The following is a 16,670-nucleotide window of genomic DNA, read 5'->3' as shown; positions in this document are numbered from 1 at the left end:
TCTTTCCTGCTTGCCCGCACGAACCTGCATCCGCCTTTTTGGCGCGCGGGATCGCGCCCGTAAAATAGCCGCCACGCGGCAGCGCAAGACGAGACAAGACGAGAGGGGGCGGCAAGCATGCAGGCATTCCAGTGGTTCACCGAACTGTCGACGCGCGAGCGCCGGACGCTGTACGCCGGCTTCGGCGGCTACGCGGTCGATGCGTTCGACTTCATGATCTATTCGTTCCTGATCCCGACGCTGATCGCCACGTGGGGCATGTCGAAGAGCGAGGCCGGGATGATCGCGACGAGTTCGCTGATCTCGTCGGCGATCGGCGGCTGGGCCGCCGGCATCCTCGCCGACCGCTACGGCCGCGTGCGCGTGCTGCAGTGGACGATCGCGACGTTCGCGCTGTTCACGTGCCTGTCCGGTTTCACGCATTCGTTCTGGCAGTTGCTCGCCACCCGCACGCTGCAGGGCTTCGGCTTCGGCGGCGAATGGTCGGTCGTGACGATCATGATGGCCGAAACGATCCGCTCGCCCGAGCATCGCGCGAAGGCCGTCGGCACCGTGCAGAGCAGCTGGTCGTTCGGCTGGGCCGCGGCCGCGATCCTCTACTGGGCGTTCTTCGCGCTGCTGCCCGAGCAGGTCGCGTGGCGCGCGTGCTTCTGGATCGGCATCGCGCCCGCGCTGTGGATCCTGTACATCCGCCGCAACGTCAGCGATCCCGACATCTACACGGCCACGCGCCGCGCGCGCGACGAAGGCCGCGTGTCCGGTCACTTCCTCGCGATCTTCTCGCCGCCGCACCTGCGCGCGACGCTGTTCGGCAGCGCGCTGTGCACCGGGATGCTCGGCGGCTACTACGCGATCACGACGTGGCTGCCCACCTACCTGAAGACCGTCCGCCACCTGTCGGTGTTCAACACGAGCGGCTATCTCGTCGTGCTGATCGTCGGCTCGTTCGTCGGCTACGTGGTCGGCGCGATCCTGTCCGACCGGCTCGGCCGCCGCGCGTCGTTCATCCTGTTCGCGATCGGCTCGTTCGCGCTCGGCATGGCGTACACGATGCTGCCGATCACCGATACCGCGATGCTGCTGCTCGGCTTCCCGCTCGGCATCGTCGTGCAGGGGATCTTCGCCGGTATCGGCGCGTACCTGTCGGAGCTGTATCCGGGCGCGATCCGCGGCTCGGGCCAGGGCTTCTGCTACAACCTCGGCCGCGGGCTCGGCTCGTTCTTTCCGATCCTCGTCGGCTCGCTGTCGCAATCGATGTCGCTCGTGAAGGCGATCGGCCTCGTCGCGGGCGGCGGCTACCTGCTCGTGATCGTCGCCGCGCTCGTGCTGCCGGAGACGCGCGGCAAGTCGCTCGTCGACGATCCGGCCGTCGCGTCGTGATCGTGAGCCACCGCTTCGTTTCGGAACCCGCATGCACGTGATCGTTCTCGGCGCCGGCGTGATCGGCGTCACCACCGCCTGGCACCTGCGCGAAGCAGGCTGCGACGTCACCGTGATCGACCGCGAGGCCGACGTCGCACAGGCGACGAGCCTCGGCAACGCGGGCGTGATCGCGCCCGGCTACGTGACGCCGTGGGCCGCGCCCGGGATGCCCGGCAAGATCCTCAAGTACCTGTTCAAGCCCGCGTCGCCGCTGATCTTCCGGCCGTCGCTCGATGCCGCGCAGTGGCGCTGGATCGCGCGCTGGCTGCGCGAATGCGAGCTCGAGCGGTTCCGCGTGAACAAGCAGCGGATGCAGCGCATCGCGTATTACAGCCGCGCGTGCCTGCATGCGTTTCGCGAGCGTTATCCGTTCGACTATGGCGCGAGCCGCGGCTACCTGCAACTGCTGCGCGGCCCATTCGACGTCGAGCTGGTGCAGCCCGCACTGCACGTGCTGCGCGATGCCGGCATCGCGTTTCGCGAACTCGACGCGGCCGGCTGCACGGCGATCGAACCGGGCCTGCGCTGGGCGCGGCAGGCCCCCGTCGGCGGCATCTACCTGCCCGACGACGAAGCCGGCGACTGCGCCCGCTTCACGCGCGAACTCCGTGCGCTGTGCGAGGCGCACGGCGTGACGTTCCGCTTTCGCACCGGGATCCGCGCGCTCGATGTCGCGGGCCGCACGGTACGCGGCGTGCGGGTCGATTCGCGCGAAGCGGGCGATACCGCACGAAGTGACGCCCTGCTCGCCGCCGACGCGATCGTCGTCGCGCTCGGCGTCGACAGCGCCGGCCTGCTGCGGCCTTACGGAATCGACGTGCCGCTGTATCCGGTGAAGGGTTATTCGGCGACGCTCGCGGTCGTCGACGACGAAAAAGCGCCGCGCGCCGCGCTGATGGACGAATCGCTGAAGACGGCGATCACGCGCTTCGGCCCGACGCTGCGCGTCGCGGGCACCGCGGAGCTCGGCAACCGGCACGCGGCGCTGCGGCAGCAGGCGCTCGATACGCTGATGAAGGTGCTCGACGACTGGTTCCCGCACGCGGCCGATCGCGCGTCGGCGCGCTTCTGGGTCGGCCGCCGGCCGATGACGCCCGACGGGCCGCCACTGCTCGGCGCGAGCGGGATCGACGGGCTCTGGCTCAATGTGGGCCACGGCTCGACGGGCTGGGCGATGTCGATGGGTTCGGGAAAGGTGCTCACGGATCTCGTCACCGGACGCGAGCCGGATATCGACCTGTCGGGCCTGACGCTCGCGCGCTACGGCCGGTAGGCTCGGCACCGGGCAACGCTGTCGACGCAATGCGCGGGCGCGAGTGCACCGTGCGCGGCCATCGCGGTGCGTCGCGAAAACCGCTCAACTCTTTGCCCGGCCTTCCGACCAGGCGATCGGCGCCGACACGATCGGCCGATGCGATACGCCCTCATGCGACAGCCGGCTTTCGAACAGCGTCAGCGCTTCAACGCGCAGCACGACCTGTCGCCCGGGCGCGCCACCGTGTGCGGGCTGGCCGACTGCATCGTGCGGCAGCCGCGCGAGCGTCACATGCGGCCGGAACGGCCGCCGGTCGGCCGGCACGCCCAGTTCGCGAAGCAGTGCCGACAACCCCGCATTCAGCGCGATGCACGCCGGATCGGCCGCCAGCTCCGCGACGATCAGCCTCGCGCGCGGCAGGCTCGGCCACCACGCGATCCGCTCGACCGGCAGCAACGGCAACGCATGCACGGCCGCGAGCGCGGGCAGGTGCGCGGCCAGCGCGTCGCAACGTTCCCGTTCGATCGCGCCGATGAACGCGAGCGTCATGTGCAGTTGCGCGAGCAGCGTGCGCCGCGCGCCACGGGTGACCGGCAACGCGTGCAGCGCATCGCGCGACGCCGCATCGGGCATCAGCGCGACGAACGCACGGAGCCGGTCGCCGTTCATGACTCGCGCACCGCGCCGCGCGGCGCGCTGGACGCGCCGGGCGAAGCCACGGGACGCTGCGGCAACGGGCCGTGCTCGCCCCACACGTCGTCCGGCAGCACGCGCGCAAGTTCGGGAATCGTATTGCGCGTGAACACCGGATCGGCAACGCCTGCCGCGCGCTGGCGGCGATAGTCGGCCCACGCGGCGTGCGCGTACTTGCCGAGCGCGAGGATCGCGATCAGGTTGATGATCGCCATCAGCCCCATGCTCGTATCGGCCATCGCCCACACGAGCGGCAGTTGCCCGACGCTGCCGAACATCACCATCGCGAGCACCGCGACGCGGAACAACGGCAGCACGCCGCGCCGCTTCGTGATGAACTCGACGTTGCCTTCCGCATACGCGTAGTTGCCGATCACCGACGAAAACGCGAGGAAGAAGATCGCGACGGCCATGTAGATGCCGCCCCAGTCGCCGACGTGACTCGAAATCGCGCGCTGCGTGAGCGCCGCGCCTTCCATCCCGGTGCCGAGTTCGTACTGGCCCGACAGCAGGATCACGAACGCGGTCGCGCTGCAGATCACGATCGTGTCGACGAACACGCCGAGCATCTGGATCAGCCCCTGCGTGACCGGGTGCCGCGTGCTCGCGGTCGCGGCCGCGTTCGGCGCGCTGCCCATCCCGGCTTCGTTCGAGAACAGCCCGCGCTTCACGCCGATCGCGATCGCCTGGCTGACTGCATAGCCCGTCAGGCCACCCGCCGCCTGCTCGAGGCCGAACGCGCTCTTCACGATCAATACGATCACGCCCGGCACCAGCGCGATGTGCGTCGCGACCGCGTAGACCGCGAGCGCGAGGTAGCCGATCGCCATCAGCGGCACGATCACCTGCGCGACCATCGCGATCCGGCGGATGCCGCCAAAGATGATCGGTGCGCTCAGCAGCACGAGACAGAGGCCGACCGTCTCGCGGCTCCAGCCGAACGACGTATGGAACGCATCGGCGATCGCGTTGGCCTGCACCGCGTTGAACACGAAGCCGAACGCGAGGATCAGCGACAGCGAGAACAGCACGCCGAAGCCGCGCGAGCGCAGGCCCGTCTGGATGTAGTACGCGGGGCCGCCGCGGAAGCTGCCGTCCGGGTGCGACACCTTGAAGATCTGCGCGAGCGTCGCCTCGACGAACGCGGACGACATCCCGACGAGCGCGGTCATCCACATCCAGAAGATCGCGCCCGGCCCGCCGACCGTCAGCGCAACCGCGACGCCCGCGATGTTGCCGGTGCCGACGCGGCTCGCGAGCCCGGTCGCGAACGCCTGGAACGACGAGATGCTGCCCGGCTCGCCCTTGCTGCCGACCAGCTTCATGCTGAGGAACAACGCCTTCAGCTGGATCATCCGGAACCGCAACGTGAACCACGCGCCGGCGCCGAGCAGCAGCGCGATCAGCACGTAGTTCCACAGCACGCCGTTGACGGCTTCGATCAGCCCTTGCACGAATGCTTCCATCCAGAGTCCTTGTAAATAGGGTCAGTCACATGCAACCACCGCAAATGCGGCCCGAGGGGCGACATGATATGACAGTTTTCAAGAATTATTACAAAACGAAAGGAATTGAGATGGCGAGAAATCGTGGCTGGATGTCATCAGGTTAGACGACGCTTCGCGAAAATGCGGAGGCACTGCCGCGACGGCCCAGGGGATCGGGAAACAGGTTCAAGCACGCGCCGCAGGAAAATCCGGGCGTCGACATGTCTTGCGAATGCCGCTCGCCCAACACCAGTCCGGAGACCTTCCGGCGTGCCCGAACCGGACGCAAGGGGATGCAACGTCACCGACCCGGGACGTTTCCGCACGCCCTCACGATCCCAACCGTCATTCGCTTCGCCAGCCGTCTCGCGCCGATTGTCGTCACGGCAGCCATCGCACTCTTCCCGCTGTTGCTTGCCGTCGCTGTGATTTCCAGATACGCGCCCGACGCAGGCTATTGCCCCGACGCGCCGCTCGCGGAACTCGCGGAACTCGCGGAACTCGCGGAACTCGCGGAACTCGCGGAACTCGCGGAACTCGCGGCAAGCATTCTCGCGTTCGCCGCAGCGCGCGGCATGCGCCCGGACGAAATCGGGTTCGTCGGCATGCCGCGTTATCACGCCGACAGGTTCGGCTGGTGGAGCTTCGACCTGAAGTCGGGCGAAGCACGCTACGTCGCCACGATCGATTACGGGCGCCGCGTCACGGGCTTCGGGAAGTTTCAAATGCTGCCGCCCGAACCGGCCGGGCCGATGCCGCGAGGCCATTCGTTTGCCGGCATCGAACCGCGCGCGGCCGATCCCGTCGCTGGCTATCGATGATCCCGCCGGATCGGCGCGCCGGGTGACTGCGCCTTCAACGCGTCAGGGAAGCCGCCACTCGGCCGGGATGTCGAAGACCAGCCCTGACAACCCGCTTGCGAGCAGGACGCGCGCAAAATGCGCCCTGGCGGGGTCGACCGCCGCGAATTGCGCGTATTGCAGAATCTGCTTGGCGATCCTCTCAAGCCGCAGGCAGGCCGTGGGCAGCACGTCGGGCTTCTGCAGCCGCCAGTAGGTCAGCCAGAATTCGTCGCACACGGAAGCGAACACCGGCGGAATGCCGGCCTGCACGAGGCTCGTCACCATGTCGCGCAGCGCGGCAAGCGGAAAGGTGCTTCGCACGTCGTCGGCCGGCGTGAACTGCGCGAAGCCTTCCAGCGTCATCCGCGCGCCGATCGAATCGGTAACGTGCGCGTCGACGTCGATCTGCCGCTGCTGCGCGACGAAGGCATGGTCTTCGACGTGAAGGCCCCGCCCGTGTGAAAGCAGCAGCGCAACGATTTCCGCCAGCCGAACCTGCTGGCCGTCGGCCGCAAAGCACGGTCGGGTGACTTCCGGGGCGTTTTCTCGAGACATGGTGTGCAAGCCGCGCTCGTGGTCGACGCAGAAACCTGCCGTCGATCGGGCCCGTGCCCTTCGCCTTGTTCCGCGCATGCTAAGCGGCAACCCGCTTGCCGTGCACGTAAAAAAACCGGGCGCCCTGTCGGACGCCCGGTTTTCATCGAAACCCGCTCGCGGTATTCAGCTCAGCGCGGCAGTTCCGTGTGGCCCATCAGGTACGCATCGACCGAGCGCGCGCACTGGCGGCCTTCGCGGATCGCCCACACCACGAGCGACTGGCCGCGGCGCATGTCGCCTGCCGCGAACACCTTGTCGACCGACGTGTAGTACGAACGATCGCCTTCGGTCGCCGCGCGTGCGTTGCCGCGTGCGTCCTTCGCGACGCCGAACGCGTCGAGCACCGGCGCCGCCGGCTGCGTGAAGCCCATCGCGAGCAGCACGAGATCGGCCTTCATCTCGAACTCGGAACCCGGCACTTCCTGCATCTTGCCGTCCTTCCACTCGACGCGCACCGCGACCAGCTTCTCGACCTTGCCGTTCTTGCCTTCGAGGCGCTTCGTCGCGACCGCCCAGTCGCGTTCGCAACCTTCATCGTGCGACGACGACGTGCGCATCTTGATCGGCCAGTACGGCCACACGAGCGGCTTGTTTTCCTCTTCCGGCGGCTGCGGCAGCAGCTCGAATTGCGTGACCTGCTTCGCGCCGTGACGGTTCGACGTGCCGACGCAGTCCGAACCCGTATCGCCGCCACCGATCACGATCACGTGCTTGCCCTTCGCGAGCAGCTGGTCGACCAGCTTGTCGCCCGCGTTCACGCGGTTCTGCTGCGGCAGGAAGTCCATCGCGAAATGGACGCCCGCGAGCTCGCGGCCCGGCACCGGCAGGTCGCGCGGCGTTTCCGAGCCGCCGGCGATCACGACGGCATCGAATTCTTCCTTCAGCGTATCCGGCGAGATGGTTTCCTTCGCGAGGCTGCCGATCGACTCGGGCAGCGGGTCCTTGCCGATGAACACGCTGGTACGGAACGTCACGCCCTCCGCTTCCATCTGGCGCATGCGGCGGTCGATCAGCCACTTCTCGAGCTTGAAGTCGGGGATCCCGTACCGCAGCAGGCCGCCGACACGGTCGTTCTTCTCGAACACCGTCACGTCGTGGCCGGCACGCGCGAGCTGCTGCGCGGCGGCGAGGCCCGCGGGGCCCGAACCGACGACGGCAACCTTCTTGCCCGTCTTGTGCTCGGCCGGCTGCGGCTTCACCCAGCCTTCCGCCCAGGCCTTGTCGATGATCGCGTGCTCGATCGACTTGATGCCGACCGGGTCGTTGTTGATCCCGAGCGTACACGCCGCTTCACACGGCGCCGGGCAGATGCGGCCCGTGAATTCCGGGAAGTTGTTGGTCGAGTGCAGGACTTCGATCGCCTGCTGCCAGTCCTGGCGGTACACGAGATCGTTGAAGTCCGGGATGATGTTGTTGACCGGGCAGCCGTTGTTGCAGAACGGGATGCCGCAATCCATGCAGCGCGCGCCCTGGACCTTCGCGTCCGCGTCGGTCAGTGCCGCGACGAATTCCTTGTAGTGCTTCACGCGCGTGAGCGGTGCTTCGTACGCCTCGTGGCGGCGTTCGAACTCCAGAAAACCGGTTGCCTTGCCCATAAGGTGCTCTTCTGTTCGGTGTATCGGGTGGGGGAGCCGCGCGCGGCCGTCAGGCGCGCGCGGCATTCGCTATGTCGTTCGTCGCTCAGGCGGCCAGCACTTCCTTCGCCGCCTTCTTCGCACCGATCTCGCCCAGCGCGCGCTTGTATTCGTGCGGGAACACCTTCACGAACTGGCGGCGCGCCGCGTCCCAGTTTTCCAGCAGCGACTTCGCGCGCGGCGAACCCGTGAACTGGAAATGACGCTCGACGAGCCCCTTGAGCAGCGCTTCGTCCGTCGTGCCTGCGTGCCAGAGTGCGCGGTCGACCGTACGCTCCTGTTCGGCCTGCTGCAGCACCGGCTCGAGCGCGACCATCGACTTGTTGCACTTCGCCGCGAACGTGCCATCCGGATCGTAGATGTACGCGAGGCCGCCCGACATGCCGGCCGCGAAGTTGCGCCCCGTCTCGCCGAGCACGACGACCGTGCCGCCCGTCATGTATTCGCAGCCGTGGTCGCCCGTGCCTTCGACGACCGCCGTCGCGCCCGAGTTACGCACGCAGAAGCGCTCGCCCGCGACGCCGCGGAAGAACGATTCGCCTTCGATCGCGCCGTACATCACCGTGTTGCCGCAGATGATGTTTTCCTCGGACTTGCCGCGGAAGTCGTTGGTCGGACGGATGATGATCCGGCCGCCCGACAGGCCCTTGCCGACGTAGTCGTTGCCGTCGCCGACGAGGTCGAGCGTCACGCCCTTCGCGAGGAACGCGCCGAAGCTCTGGCCCGCCGTGCCCTTCAGCTGGATGTGCACCGCGTCGTCGGCCAGGCCGTCGTGGCCGTGCTTCTTCGCGATCACGCCCGACAGCATCGCGCCGACCGTCCGGTTCACGTTGCGCACCGGCTGGATGAACGACACATGCTCGCCGTTCTCGATCGCGGCCTTCGCCTTCTCGATCAGCACGTGGTCGAGCGCGCGCTCGAGGCCGTGATCCTGCACGTCGACGTGACGCGGCGCGACGTCCTCGCATTCTTCCGGCTGGTAGAACACGCGCGAGAAGTCGAGGCCCTTCGCCTTCCAGTGCTCGACGCCCTTGCGCGTGTCGAGCAGGTCGGCGCGGCCGATCAGGTCGTCGAACTTCGCGATGCCGAGCTGCGCCATGATCTCGCGCACTTCCTCGGCAACGAAGAAGAAGTAGTTCACGACGTGCTCGGGCTGGCCCTGGAACTTCGCACGCAGCACCGGATCCTGCGTCGCGACGCCGACCGGGCACGTGTTCAGGTGGCACTTGCGCATCATGATGCAGCCTTCGACGACGAGCGGCGCCGTCGCGAAGCCGAATTCGTCCGCGCCGAGCAGCGCGCCGATCACGACGTCGCGGCCCGTCTTCATCTGGCCGTCGGCCTGCACGCGGATCCGGCCGCGCAGGCGGTTCAGCACCAGCGTCTGCTGCGTTTCGGCGAGACCCAGTTCCCACGGCGTGCCGGCATGCTTGACCGACGACAGCGGCGATGCGCCCGTGCCGCCGTCATGGCCGGCGATCACGACGTGATCGGCCTTCGCCTTCGCCACACCGGCCGCGACCGTGCCGACACCCACTTCCGACACGAGCTTCACGGAGATGCTCGAGCTCGGGTTCACGTTCTTCAGGTCGTGGATCAGCTGCGCCAGATCCTCGATCGAGTAGATGTCGTGGTGCGGCGGCGGCGAGATCAGGCCGACGCCCGGCACCGAATAACGCAGCTTGCCGATGTATTCCGACACCTTGTGGCCCGGCAGCTGACCGCCTTCGCCCGGCTTCGCGCCCTGCGCCATCTTGATCTGGATCTGGTCGGCCGACGCGAGGTACTCGGCGGTGACGCCGAAGCGGCCCGACGCGACCTGCTTGATCTTCGAGCGCAGCGAATCGCCGTCCTTCAGCGGAATGTCGCTGACGATCTCGTCGCCGATCACCGACTTCAGCGTCTCGCCCGACTTGATCGGAATGCCGCGCAGTTCGTTGCGGTAGCGCTTCTGGTCCTCGCCGCCTTCGCCGGTGTTCGACTTGCCGCCGATCCGGTTCATCGCGATCGCAAGCGTCGCGTGCGCTTCGGTGCTGATCGAACCGAGCGACATCGCGCCCGTCGCAAAGCGCTTGACGATGTCCTTCGCCGATTCGACGTCGTCGATCGGGATCGCCTTGGTCGGCTCGACCTTGAACTCGAACAGGCCGCGGAACGTCATGTGACGCTTGGTCTGGTCGTTGATCAGGTGCGCGTATTCCTTGTACGTCTGGTACGAGTTGCTGCGCGTCGCGTGCTGCAGCTTCGCGATCGAATCCGGCGTCCACATGTGGTCTTCGCCGCGCACGCGGTACGCGTACTCGCCGCCGGCGTCGAGCATGTCACGCAGGACCGGGCTGTCGCCGAACGCGTCGCGGTGCAGGCGGATCGCCTCTTCCGCGACTTCGAACAGGCCGATGCCGCCGACCTTCGACGCCGTGCCCTTGAAGTACTTCTCGACCAGGTCGCTCGACAGGCCGAGCGCTTCGAAGATCTGCGCGCCCGTGTACGACATGTACGTCGAGATGCCCATCTTCGACATCACCTTCTGCAGGCCCTTGCCGACCGCCTTCGTGAAGTTGTAGACAGCCTTCTCCGGCGACAGGTCGCCCGGCAGGCCTTCGGCCATCTTCGCGAGCGTTTCCATCGCGAGGTACGGGTGCACGGCTTCCGCGCCGTAGCCCGCGAGCAGCGCGAAGTGGTGCGTTTCACGCGCGGAGCCCGTCTCGACGACGAGGCCCGTGCTCGTGCGCAGCCCTTGCTGGACGAGGTGCGTGTGGATCGCCGACGTGGCGAGCAGCGCGGGAATCGCGACGTGCTCGGCGTCCGTCTTGCGGTCCGACACGATCAGCATGTTGTAGCCCGACTTCACCGCGTCGACGGCTTCCGCGCACAGCGATGCAAGACGCGCCTCGATGCCTTCCTTGCCCCAGGCAACCGGGTAGCAGATGTTCAGTTCGTATGCGCTGAACTTGCCGCCGGTGTACTGGTCGATCGCGCGGATCTTCGCGATGTCCTTGAAGTCGAGCACCGGCTGCGACACTTCGAGCCGCATCGGCGGGTTGATGTTGTTCGTGTCGAGCAGGTTCGGCTTCGGGCCGATGAACGACACGAGCGACATGACCATGTTTTCACGGATCGGGTCGATCGGCGGGTTCGTGACCTGCGCGAACAGCTGCTTGAAGTAGTGATAGAGCGTCTTGTTCTTGTTCGACATCACCGCGAGCGGCGAGTCGTTACCCATCGAACCGACGGCTTCCTCACCCTGCTGCGCCATCGGCGCCATCAGGAACTTCAGGTCTTCCTGCGTATAGCCGAACGCCTGCTGGCGGTCGAGCAGCGCGGCGCCCTGCGTACGGCCGGCCGCGACTTCCTCGGCCTTCGGCTCGATTTCGTCGAGCTTGATGCGCACGGCATCGATCCAGCTCTTGTACGGCTTCGCGTTCGCGAGGTTGTCCTTCAGTTCCTTGTCGTCGATGATGCGGCCGTGTTCCATGTCGATCAGGAACATCTTGCCCGGCTGCAGGCGCCACTTCTTGACGATCTTCGATTCGGGGATCGGCAGCGTGCCGGCTTCCGACGCCATGATGACGAGGTCGTCGTCGGTCACGATGTAGCGCGCCGGGCGCAGGCCGTTACGGTCGAGCGTCGCGCCGATCTGGCGGCCGTCGGTGAACGCGATCGCGGCCGGGCCGTCCCACGGCTCCATCATCGCGGCGTGGTATTCGTAGAACGCGCGGCGGTTCTCGTCCATCAGCGTGTGCTGTTCCCACGCTTCCGGGATCATCATCATCACCGCGTGCACGAGCGGGTAGCCGGCCATCACCAGCAGCTCGAGACAGTTGTCGAACGACGCGGTATCCGACTGGCCCGGGTAGATCAGCGGCCACAGCTTCGGCAGGTCGTCGGCGAGCACGTGCGACGCGATCGCGCCGGTCCGTGCGTTCAGCCAGTTCACGTTGCCCTTCACGGTGTTGATCTCGCCGTTGTGCGCGATCATCCGGTACGGGTGAGCCAGTTCCCACGCCGGGAACGTGTTGGTCGAGAAGCGCTGGTGCACGAGCGCGAGCGCCGACACGACGCGCGCGTCCTGCAGGTCGCGGTAGTACACGCCGACCTGGCCGGCCAGCAGCAGCCCCTTGTAGACGACCGTGCGCGCCGACATCGACGGCACGAAGTATTCCTTGCCGTGCTTGAGCTTCAGCGCCTGGATGCGGTGGCTCGCCGTCTTGCGGATCACGTACAGCTTCCGCTCGAGCGCGTCCGTCACCATGATGTCCTTGCCGCGGCCGATGAAGATCTGGCGGATCAGCGGCTCGCTCGCCTTCACGGTCGGCGAAATCGGCATCGCATGGTCGACCGGCACGTCGCGCCAGCCGAGCACAACCTGGCCCTCGGCCTTCACCGTACGCTCGAGTTCCTGCTCGCACGCGAGACGCGATGCGTTCTCCTTCGGCAGGAAGATCATCCCGACCCCATATTCGCCAGCCGGCGGCAGATTCACGCCCTGCTTGGCCATTTCCTCGCGATAGAACGCGTCCGGAATCTGGATCAGGATGCCCGCGCCGTCGCCCATCAGCGGGTCGGCACCGACCGCGCCACGGTGATCGAGGTTCTCGAGGATCTTCAGACCCTGCTGGATGATCTCGTGGCTCTTCTTGCCCTTGATGTGAGCGACAAAGCCGACGCCGCAGGCGTCGTGTTCGTTTTGCGGGTCGTACAGACCTTGTGCGGCGGGCACCGCGGCGAGCGGCTGCTGGTGGTCGTTCATGGGGACACCGTCGTAAAGGGGGCCTGGAGGCCGTTGAACCGTTTTCTTGTTGCCGTCGATCCCGCTCCCGACGGGAGACGGCGCGGCCGACAGTGGTTGGGCATGCTTCGCCCGGGCCACCGGAATTCGGAATATACGCGACGAATCAAAGGAATAGCAACAAAAACCGCTTGATCGAACCCCAATTAAACGGATGCATCGATCTGGTGCCGTTTTATTGGGGCCGTATCGATTTGGTGCAAAAAGAAGCGGCGCCCGCAGCGCCGCTTCCTGACTCGCCTTGCCGGGATTACTGCTGGATCGGCGGCGTGTTCTCACGCACCTTTCTGGGGCGTCCGCGCGGCAGCGGCGAGACGCGCCGGTTCGCGGTCCGCGCCGCCCACTCGCGATAATGCTCGCCGCCGAGCACCCAGCCCTTGAGCGTCGCCTGCTGCAGCTGGTCGGCCTGCCGCTCGTCGAGCGGCTGCTCGCACAGCTCCTTGTACGCGCGCTGACGGTCGAACGGCGTATTGCCGAGCGCCCAGTAGAGCGGATGGTCGGTGATCAGGCTGTCGACGGTGAGCCCGACGTGATGCCGGTAGCTCGACCAGCGATAGGCCTCGGGCGTCGCGACGAGCTGCGAACGCACCGGGCTCATCTCCACTACCCGGCTCGCGAGCAGGAAATAGCGCTCGCCTTCGATCACGGTCGCGCGATAGCGGCCTTCCCACAGCGTGCCGCGCCGCGAATAGCGCCGGTTGAAATGCGCGACGTAGCGGCGACCGACGGCCTGCATCGCTTTCGGCAGGCTGGCTTCGTCGCTCGGCGTCACGAGGAGTTGCACCTGGCGCGGCAGCAGCACATAGGCATGCACCGACAGGTGATGATCGCGTGCGGCGGCCTTCAGGCAATCGATGAAGAGTTCGTAGTCCTGGTCGTCGACGAACGCGGGTTGCTGATCCAGGCCGCGCAGTATCACGTGCTGCGGCTGGTCGGGAACGTAGAGTCGTGCTAACCGTGCCATGCTGAATGTCCGTTTGAACGCGTTAGGAAATACCCGGAGGTCCGAAAATGCGCACCTGCGTAGAATGCCTGTCCTCGCGGGGCGCGAAAGCGTACGGTCGTACGAATCCTAGGGAGAAAACTCTAACTTACGAGCTTGTTTGGTTTTAAACGCAGTCGTCATAATGAGCACGCCTTTGATCGGAGGAGACACAATGAAACGAAAACTGGCCATTACGGGGGCCGCAGCGCTCGCATTCACGTTTGCGGGCGGTACGGCACATGCACAATCCGCAGGTGATTTCTACGTCAGCACCGGCTGGCTGCACCTTGCGCCGCAGGACAGCAGCGACCCGCTGTTCCTGTACGGCGTAGGCGGCACGCCCATCAACCAGTCGGTTCCCAACACCGGTGCCGGCATCAGCGACGCCGACACGCTCGCGCTGGCGACCGGTTACTTCGTGACCGACCACATCGCCACCGAGTTCATCGCCGGCATCCCGCCGAAGTTCGACATCACCGGCAAGGGCCAGTTCTCAAGTTTCGGCACGCTCGGCCGCGCGTACCAGTGGAGCCCCGCGCTCCTCCTCAAGTACTACTTCAACGACGCCAATGCGAAGTTCCGTCCGTATGTCGGCGTCGGCGCAACGTATATCTGGTTTACCGGCGCGAAGATCACGAACAGCGCGTTCGAGAACGGCGTGCTCGGCGGCCCGACCAGCGCGCAGACCAGCAACCAGTGGGCGCCCGTGTTCAACGCCGGCTTCACGTACAACTTCACGAAGCACTGGTTCGCCGGCTTCTCGATGTCGTACATCCCGGTCAGTGTGACCGCGACCTTCACGACGGCCCGCCGGACGCCGGTCGGGACGCTGACGGAAACGTCGAAGGCCCACATCTCGCTGAACCCGATCGTGACGTACCTCAACGTCGGCTACCGCTTCTAAGCGTAGTCGAATATTTGGGGAATGGTTAATCCTGCTGCAATTTGTAGCGGATTTTTCCTGACGTAACGTCTCCACGATGCAAAACGCCCCGGCGGAAATTCCACCGGGGCGTTGTTTTTTTGCATCAGGCACGCTCCCGAAAAGGCCGCGCCGGGCGCTGCCTTGGCCGCTAGACCACGGCGATGTCGTCCAGCGCATCGGGAGCGATCAGGTCGATCCGGTCCGTGCAGACCGCATCGACGCCCCAGCGCGCGAGTTCGCGCGCCCGTTCGAGGTCGTTCACCGTGTACACCAGGATGCGCAGCCCGGCCGCCTTGATCGCGCGCACGAGCGGTTCGTCGAGCCGTTTGTGGTCTGCATGCAACGATACGCAGCCAAGCGCGCCGACGACCTGCGCATGCCAGTCGTCCGGCACGGCTTCGTAGAGCATCCCGCGCGGCAGCGCCGGCACGGTCGCGCGCGCCTGCTGCAGCGCATCGAACGAGAATGACGACAGCAGCGGCGGCACCGCGGCGTCGCGCCAGTACGTGGCCGCGTCGGCCGCCACGCGCTGCCCGGTCTCGCGCTCGCGCCCCGGACACGGCTTGATCTCGACATTCGCGGCCAGCCCGTGCGCGATGCAGCGCGCCGCCGCCGCCTCGAGCGTCGGCATCCGCTCGCCCGCGAAGCGCGCGTCGCGCCATGCGCCCGCGTCGAGTGCGGCCAGCGCCGCATAACGCATGCCCGCCGCCGCGCCCTGCCCGTTCGACGTGCGGTCGACCGTGTCGTCGTGCAGCAGGAACGTCACGCCGTCGGCCGACAGCTTCGCGTCGAACTCGACCATCCGGTGCCCGCGCCGCGCGCCTTCGTCGAGCCCGGCTAGCGTGTTCTCCGGCGCGAGCGTGCCGCCGCCGCGATGGGCGACGACGCGCGGATAGGGCCAGTCGGTGCGGAGGGTCATCGTCGGTCTCTCGGCAAGTACAACAGGGTCAGCCGGCACGCTTGCCGGTTTCGGGATCGAAGAAATGCAGCCGGTGCGCGGGCAGTGCGGCCGCCAGCCCCGTGCCGCGCGCAGGACGGTCCGCGTGCGGCAGGCGCACCGCGACGTCGTGATCGCCCCAGCGGCCGTGCGCGAGGTTGTCCGCGCCCAGCAGCTCGCACGAGTCGACCGGCAGCGTCGCCTGCGCGACGCCCGGCTGCGGCGTCATGTGCTCGGGACGCACGCCGAGCACCCAGTCGCGCCCGGTGGCGATCTCCGTGCCGATGCCGGGCGCGCCGGCGACCGGCAGCGCGGGGCCGCCGCCCGCGACCGTGAAGGTCGTGCCGTCTTCCGACAGCCGGCCGTTCATCAGGTTCATCGCCGGCGAGCCGATGAAGCCCGCGACGAACACCGTCGCCGGCTTCTCGTACACGTCGACCGGCGCGCCGATCTGCTCCGCGTAGCCGCGGTTCATCACGATCACGCGTTGCGCGAGCGTCATCGCCTCGATCTGGTCGTGCGTCACGTAGACGCTCGTCGTCCCGAGCCGGGCATGCAGCCGCTGGATCTCGAGCCGCATCTGCACGCGCAGCTTCGCGTCGAGGTTCGACAACGGTTCGTCGAACAGGAACACCGACGGCTCGCGCACGATCGCACGCCCCATCGCGACGCGCTGCCGCTGGCCGCCCGACAGCTCGCGCGGCCGCCGCGCGAGCAGCGGCTCCAGTTCGAGGATCTTCGCGGCCGCGGCCACCCGCGAATCGATCGTCGCGCGTTCGATTCCGCGGATCTTCAGCCCGTAGCCCATGTTCTGCGCGACCGTCATGTGCGGGTACAACGCATAGTTCTGGAACACCATCGCGATGTCGCGATCCTTCGGCTCGAGCGTATTGACGACGCGCTCGCCGATCGCGATCTCGCCGTCCGTCACGGACTCGAGCCCCGCGATCATCCGCAGCAACGTCGACTTGCCGCAGCCCGACGGGCCGACCAGCACGATGAATTCGCCGTCCGCGATCTCCACGTCGATGCCATGCAGCACGTGCTGCTTGCCGTCGTAGGATTTCCTGACGCCCTTCAAGCTCAGCGCAGCCATACCTGGTC

Annotated in this window: 12 protein-coding genes; 4 read left to right on the top strand and 8 right to left on the bottom strand. The window is 66.9% G+C overall.

Translation table 11 applies throughout. The features are described 5' to 3' along the window. Positions 1-117: 117 nt before the first annotated feature. Positions 118-1,380, top strand: a complete 1,263-nt coding sequence (locus OHZ10_RS01880) for an MFS transporter (RefSeq protein WP_342703462.1) — start codon at positions 118-120, stop codon at positions 1,378-1,380. Between the two features lie 31 nt (positions 1,381-1,411). Then, on the top strand, positions 1,412-2,695 hold the full coding sequence (locus OHZ10_RS01875; RefSeq protein WP_342703461.1) for a D-amino acid dehydrogenase: 1,284 nt from the start codon (positions 1,412-1,414) through the stop codon (positions 2,693-2,695). A gap of 84 nt (positions 2,696-2,779) precedes the next feature. On the opposite strand, the gene thpR is transcribed toward OHZ10_RS01875, so the two are convergent. Both thpR and OHZ10_RS01865 read right to left on the bottom strand, forming a co-directional pair. Then, on the bottom strand, positions 2,780-3,346 hold the full coding sequence (gene thpR, locus OHZ10_RS01870; RefSeq protein ID WP_342703459.1) for an RNA 2',3'-cyclic phosphodiesterase: 567 nt from the start codon (positions 3,344-3,346) through the stop codon (positions 2,780-2,782). Then, positions 3,343-4,836, bottom strand: coding sequence for an alanine/glycine:cation symporter family protein (locus tag OHZ10_RS01865; RefSeq protein ID WP_174994260.1), 1,494 nt, complete (start codon positions 4,834-4,836; stop codon positions 3,343-3,345). The genes thpR and OHZ10_RS01865 overlap by 4 nt, the downstream gene beginning before the upstream one ends. A 446-nt stretch (positions 4,837-5,282) precedes the next feature. Here OHZ10_RS01865 and OHZ10_RS01860 point away from each other — a divergent pair, with 446 nt between their 5' ends. Further along, positions 5,283-5,678 carry a hypothetical protein gene (locus OHZ10_RS01860; protein ID WP_342703457.1) on the top strand — a complete coding sequence of 132 codons (396 nt, stop codon included), beginning with the start codon at positions 5,283-5,285 and terminating at the stop codon, positions 5,676-5,678. 42 nt (positions 5,679-5,720) lie between these two features. Here the strand turns inward: OHZ10_RS01860 and OHZ10_RS01855 are convergent, their stop codons facing one another. The 4 genes from OHZ10_RS01855 to OHZ10_RS01840 all read right to left on the bottom strand — a co-directional run bounded on the left by OHZ10_RS01855 (position 5,721) and on the right by OHZ10_RS01840 (position 13,683). Further along, complete coding sequence (locus OHZ10_RS01855) at positions 5,721-6,263, bottom strand: hypothetical protein (protein WP_155627088.1); 543 nt, start codon at positions 6,261-6,263, stop codon at positions 5,721-5,723. Positions 6,264-6,424: 161 nt separating this feature from the next. After that, positions 6,425-7,891 (bottom strand): glutamate synthase subunit beta, encoded by a 1,467-nt coding sequence (locus OHZ10_RS01850; protein ID WP_174994257.1) that lies wholly within the window; start codon positions 7,889-7,891, stop codon positions 6,425-6,427. Positions 7,892-7,976: 85 nt separating this feature from the next. Next, positions 7,977-12,680 carry a glutamate synthase-related protein gene (locus OHZ10_RS01845; protein ID WP_059232589.1) on the bottom strand — a complete coding sequence of 1,568 codons (4,704 nt, stop codon included), beginning with the start codon at positions 12,678-12,680 and terminating at the stop codon, positions 7,977-7,979. 289 nt (positions 12,681-12,969) lie between these two features. After that, a complete protein-coding gene (locus OHZ10_RS01840; RefSeq protein ID WP_034189835.1) occupies positions 12,970-13,683 on the bottom strand; it encodes a transposase in 714 nt (237 codons plus the stop codon). Positions 13,684-13,876: 193 nt separating this feature from the next. Here OHZ10_RS01840 and OHZ10_RS01835 point away from each other — a divergent pair, with 193 nt between their 5' ends. Then, a complete protein-coding gene (locus OHZ10_RS01835; protein WP_059232590.1) occupies positions 13,877-14,608 on the top strand; it encodes an OmpW/AlkL family protein in 732 nt (243 codons plus the stop codon). Between the two features lie 169 nt (positions 14,609-14,777). Here the strand turns inward: OHZ10_RS01835 and ugpQ are convergent, their stop codons facing one another. Together ugpQ and OHZ10_RS01825 are read right to left on the bottom strand one after the other, a co-directional pair. After that, complete coding sequence (ugpQ, locus tag OHZ10_RS01830; RefSeq protein WP_059232591.1) at positions 14,778-15,548, bottom strand: glycerophosphodiester phosphodiesterase; 771 nt, start codon at positions 15,546-15,548, stop codon at positions 14,778-14,780. Between the two features lie 28 nt (positions 15,549-15,576). Next, complete coding sequence (locus OHZ10_RS01825; RefSeq protein WP_059232592.1) at positions 15,577-16,662, bottom strand: sn-glycerol-3-phosphate import ATP-binding protein UgpC; 1,086 nt, start codon at positions 16,660-16,662, stop codon at positions 15,577-15,579. Between the last annotated feature and the right edge of the window lie 8 nt (positions 16,663-16,670).

It is taken from the genome of Burkholderia arboris (assembly GCF_038723655.1).
GTDB lineage: Bacteria > Pseudomonadota > Gammaproteobacteria > Burkholderiales > Burkholderiaceae > Burkholderia > Burkholderia arboris.
The sequence above is the reverse complement of the archived record's forward strand: the minus strand, read 5'-3'. Positions and strand labels throughout refer to the sequence as shown.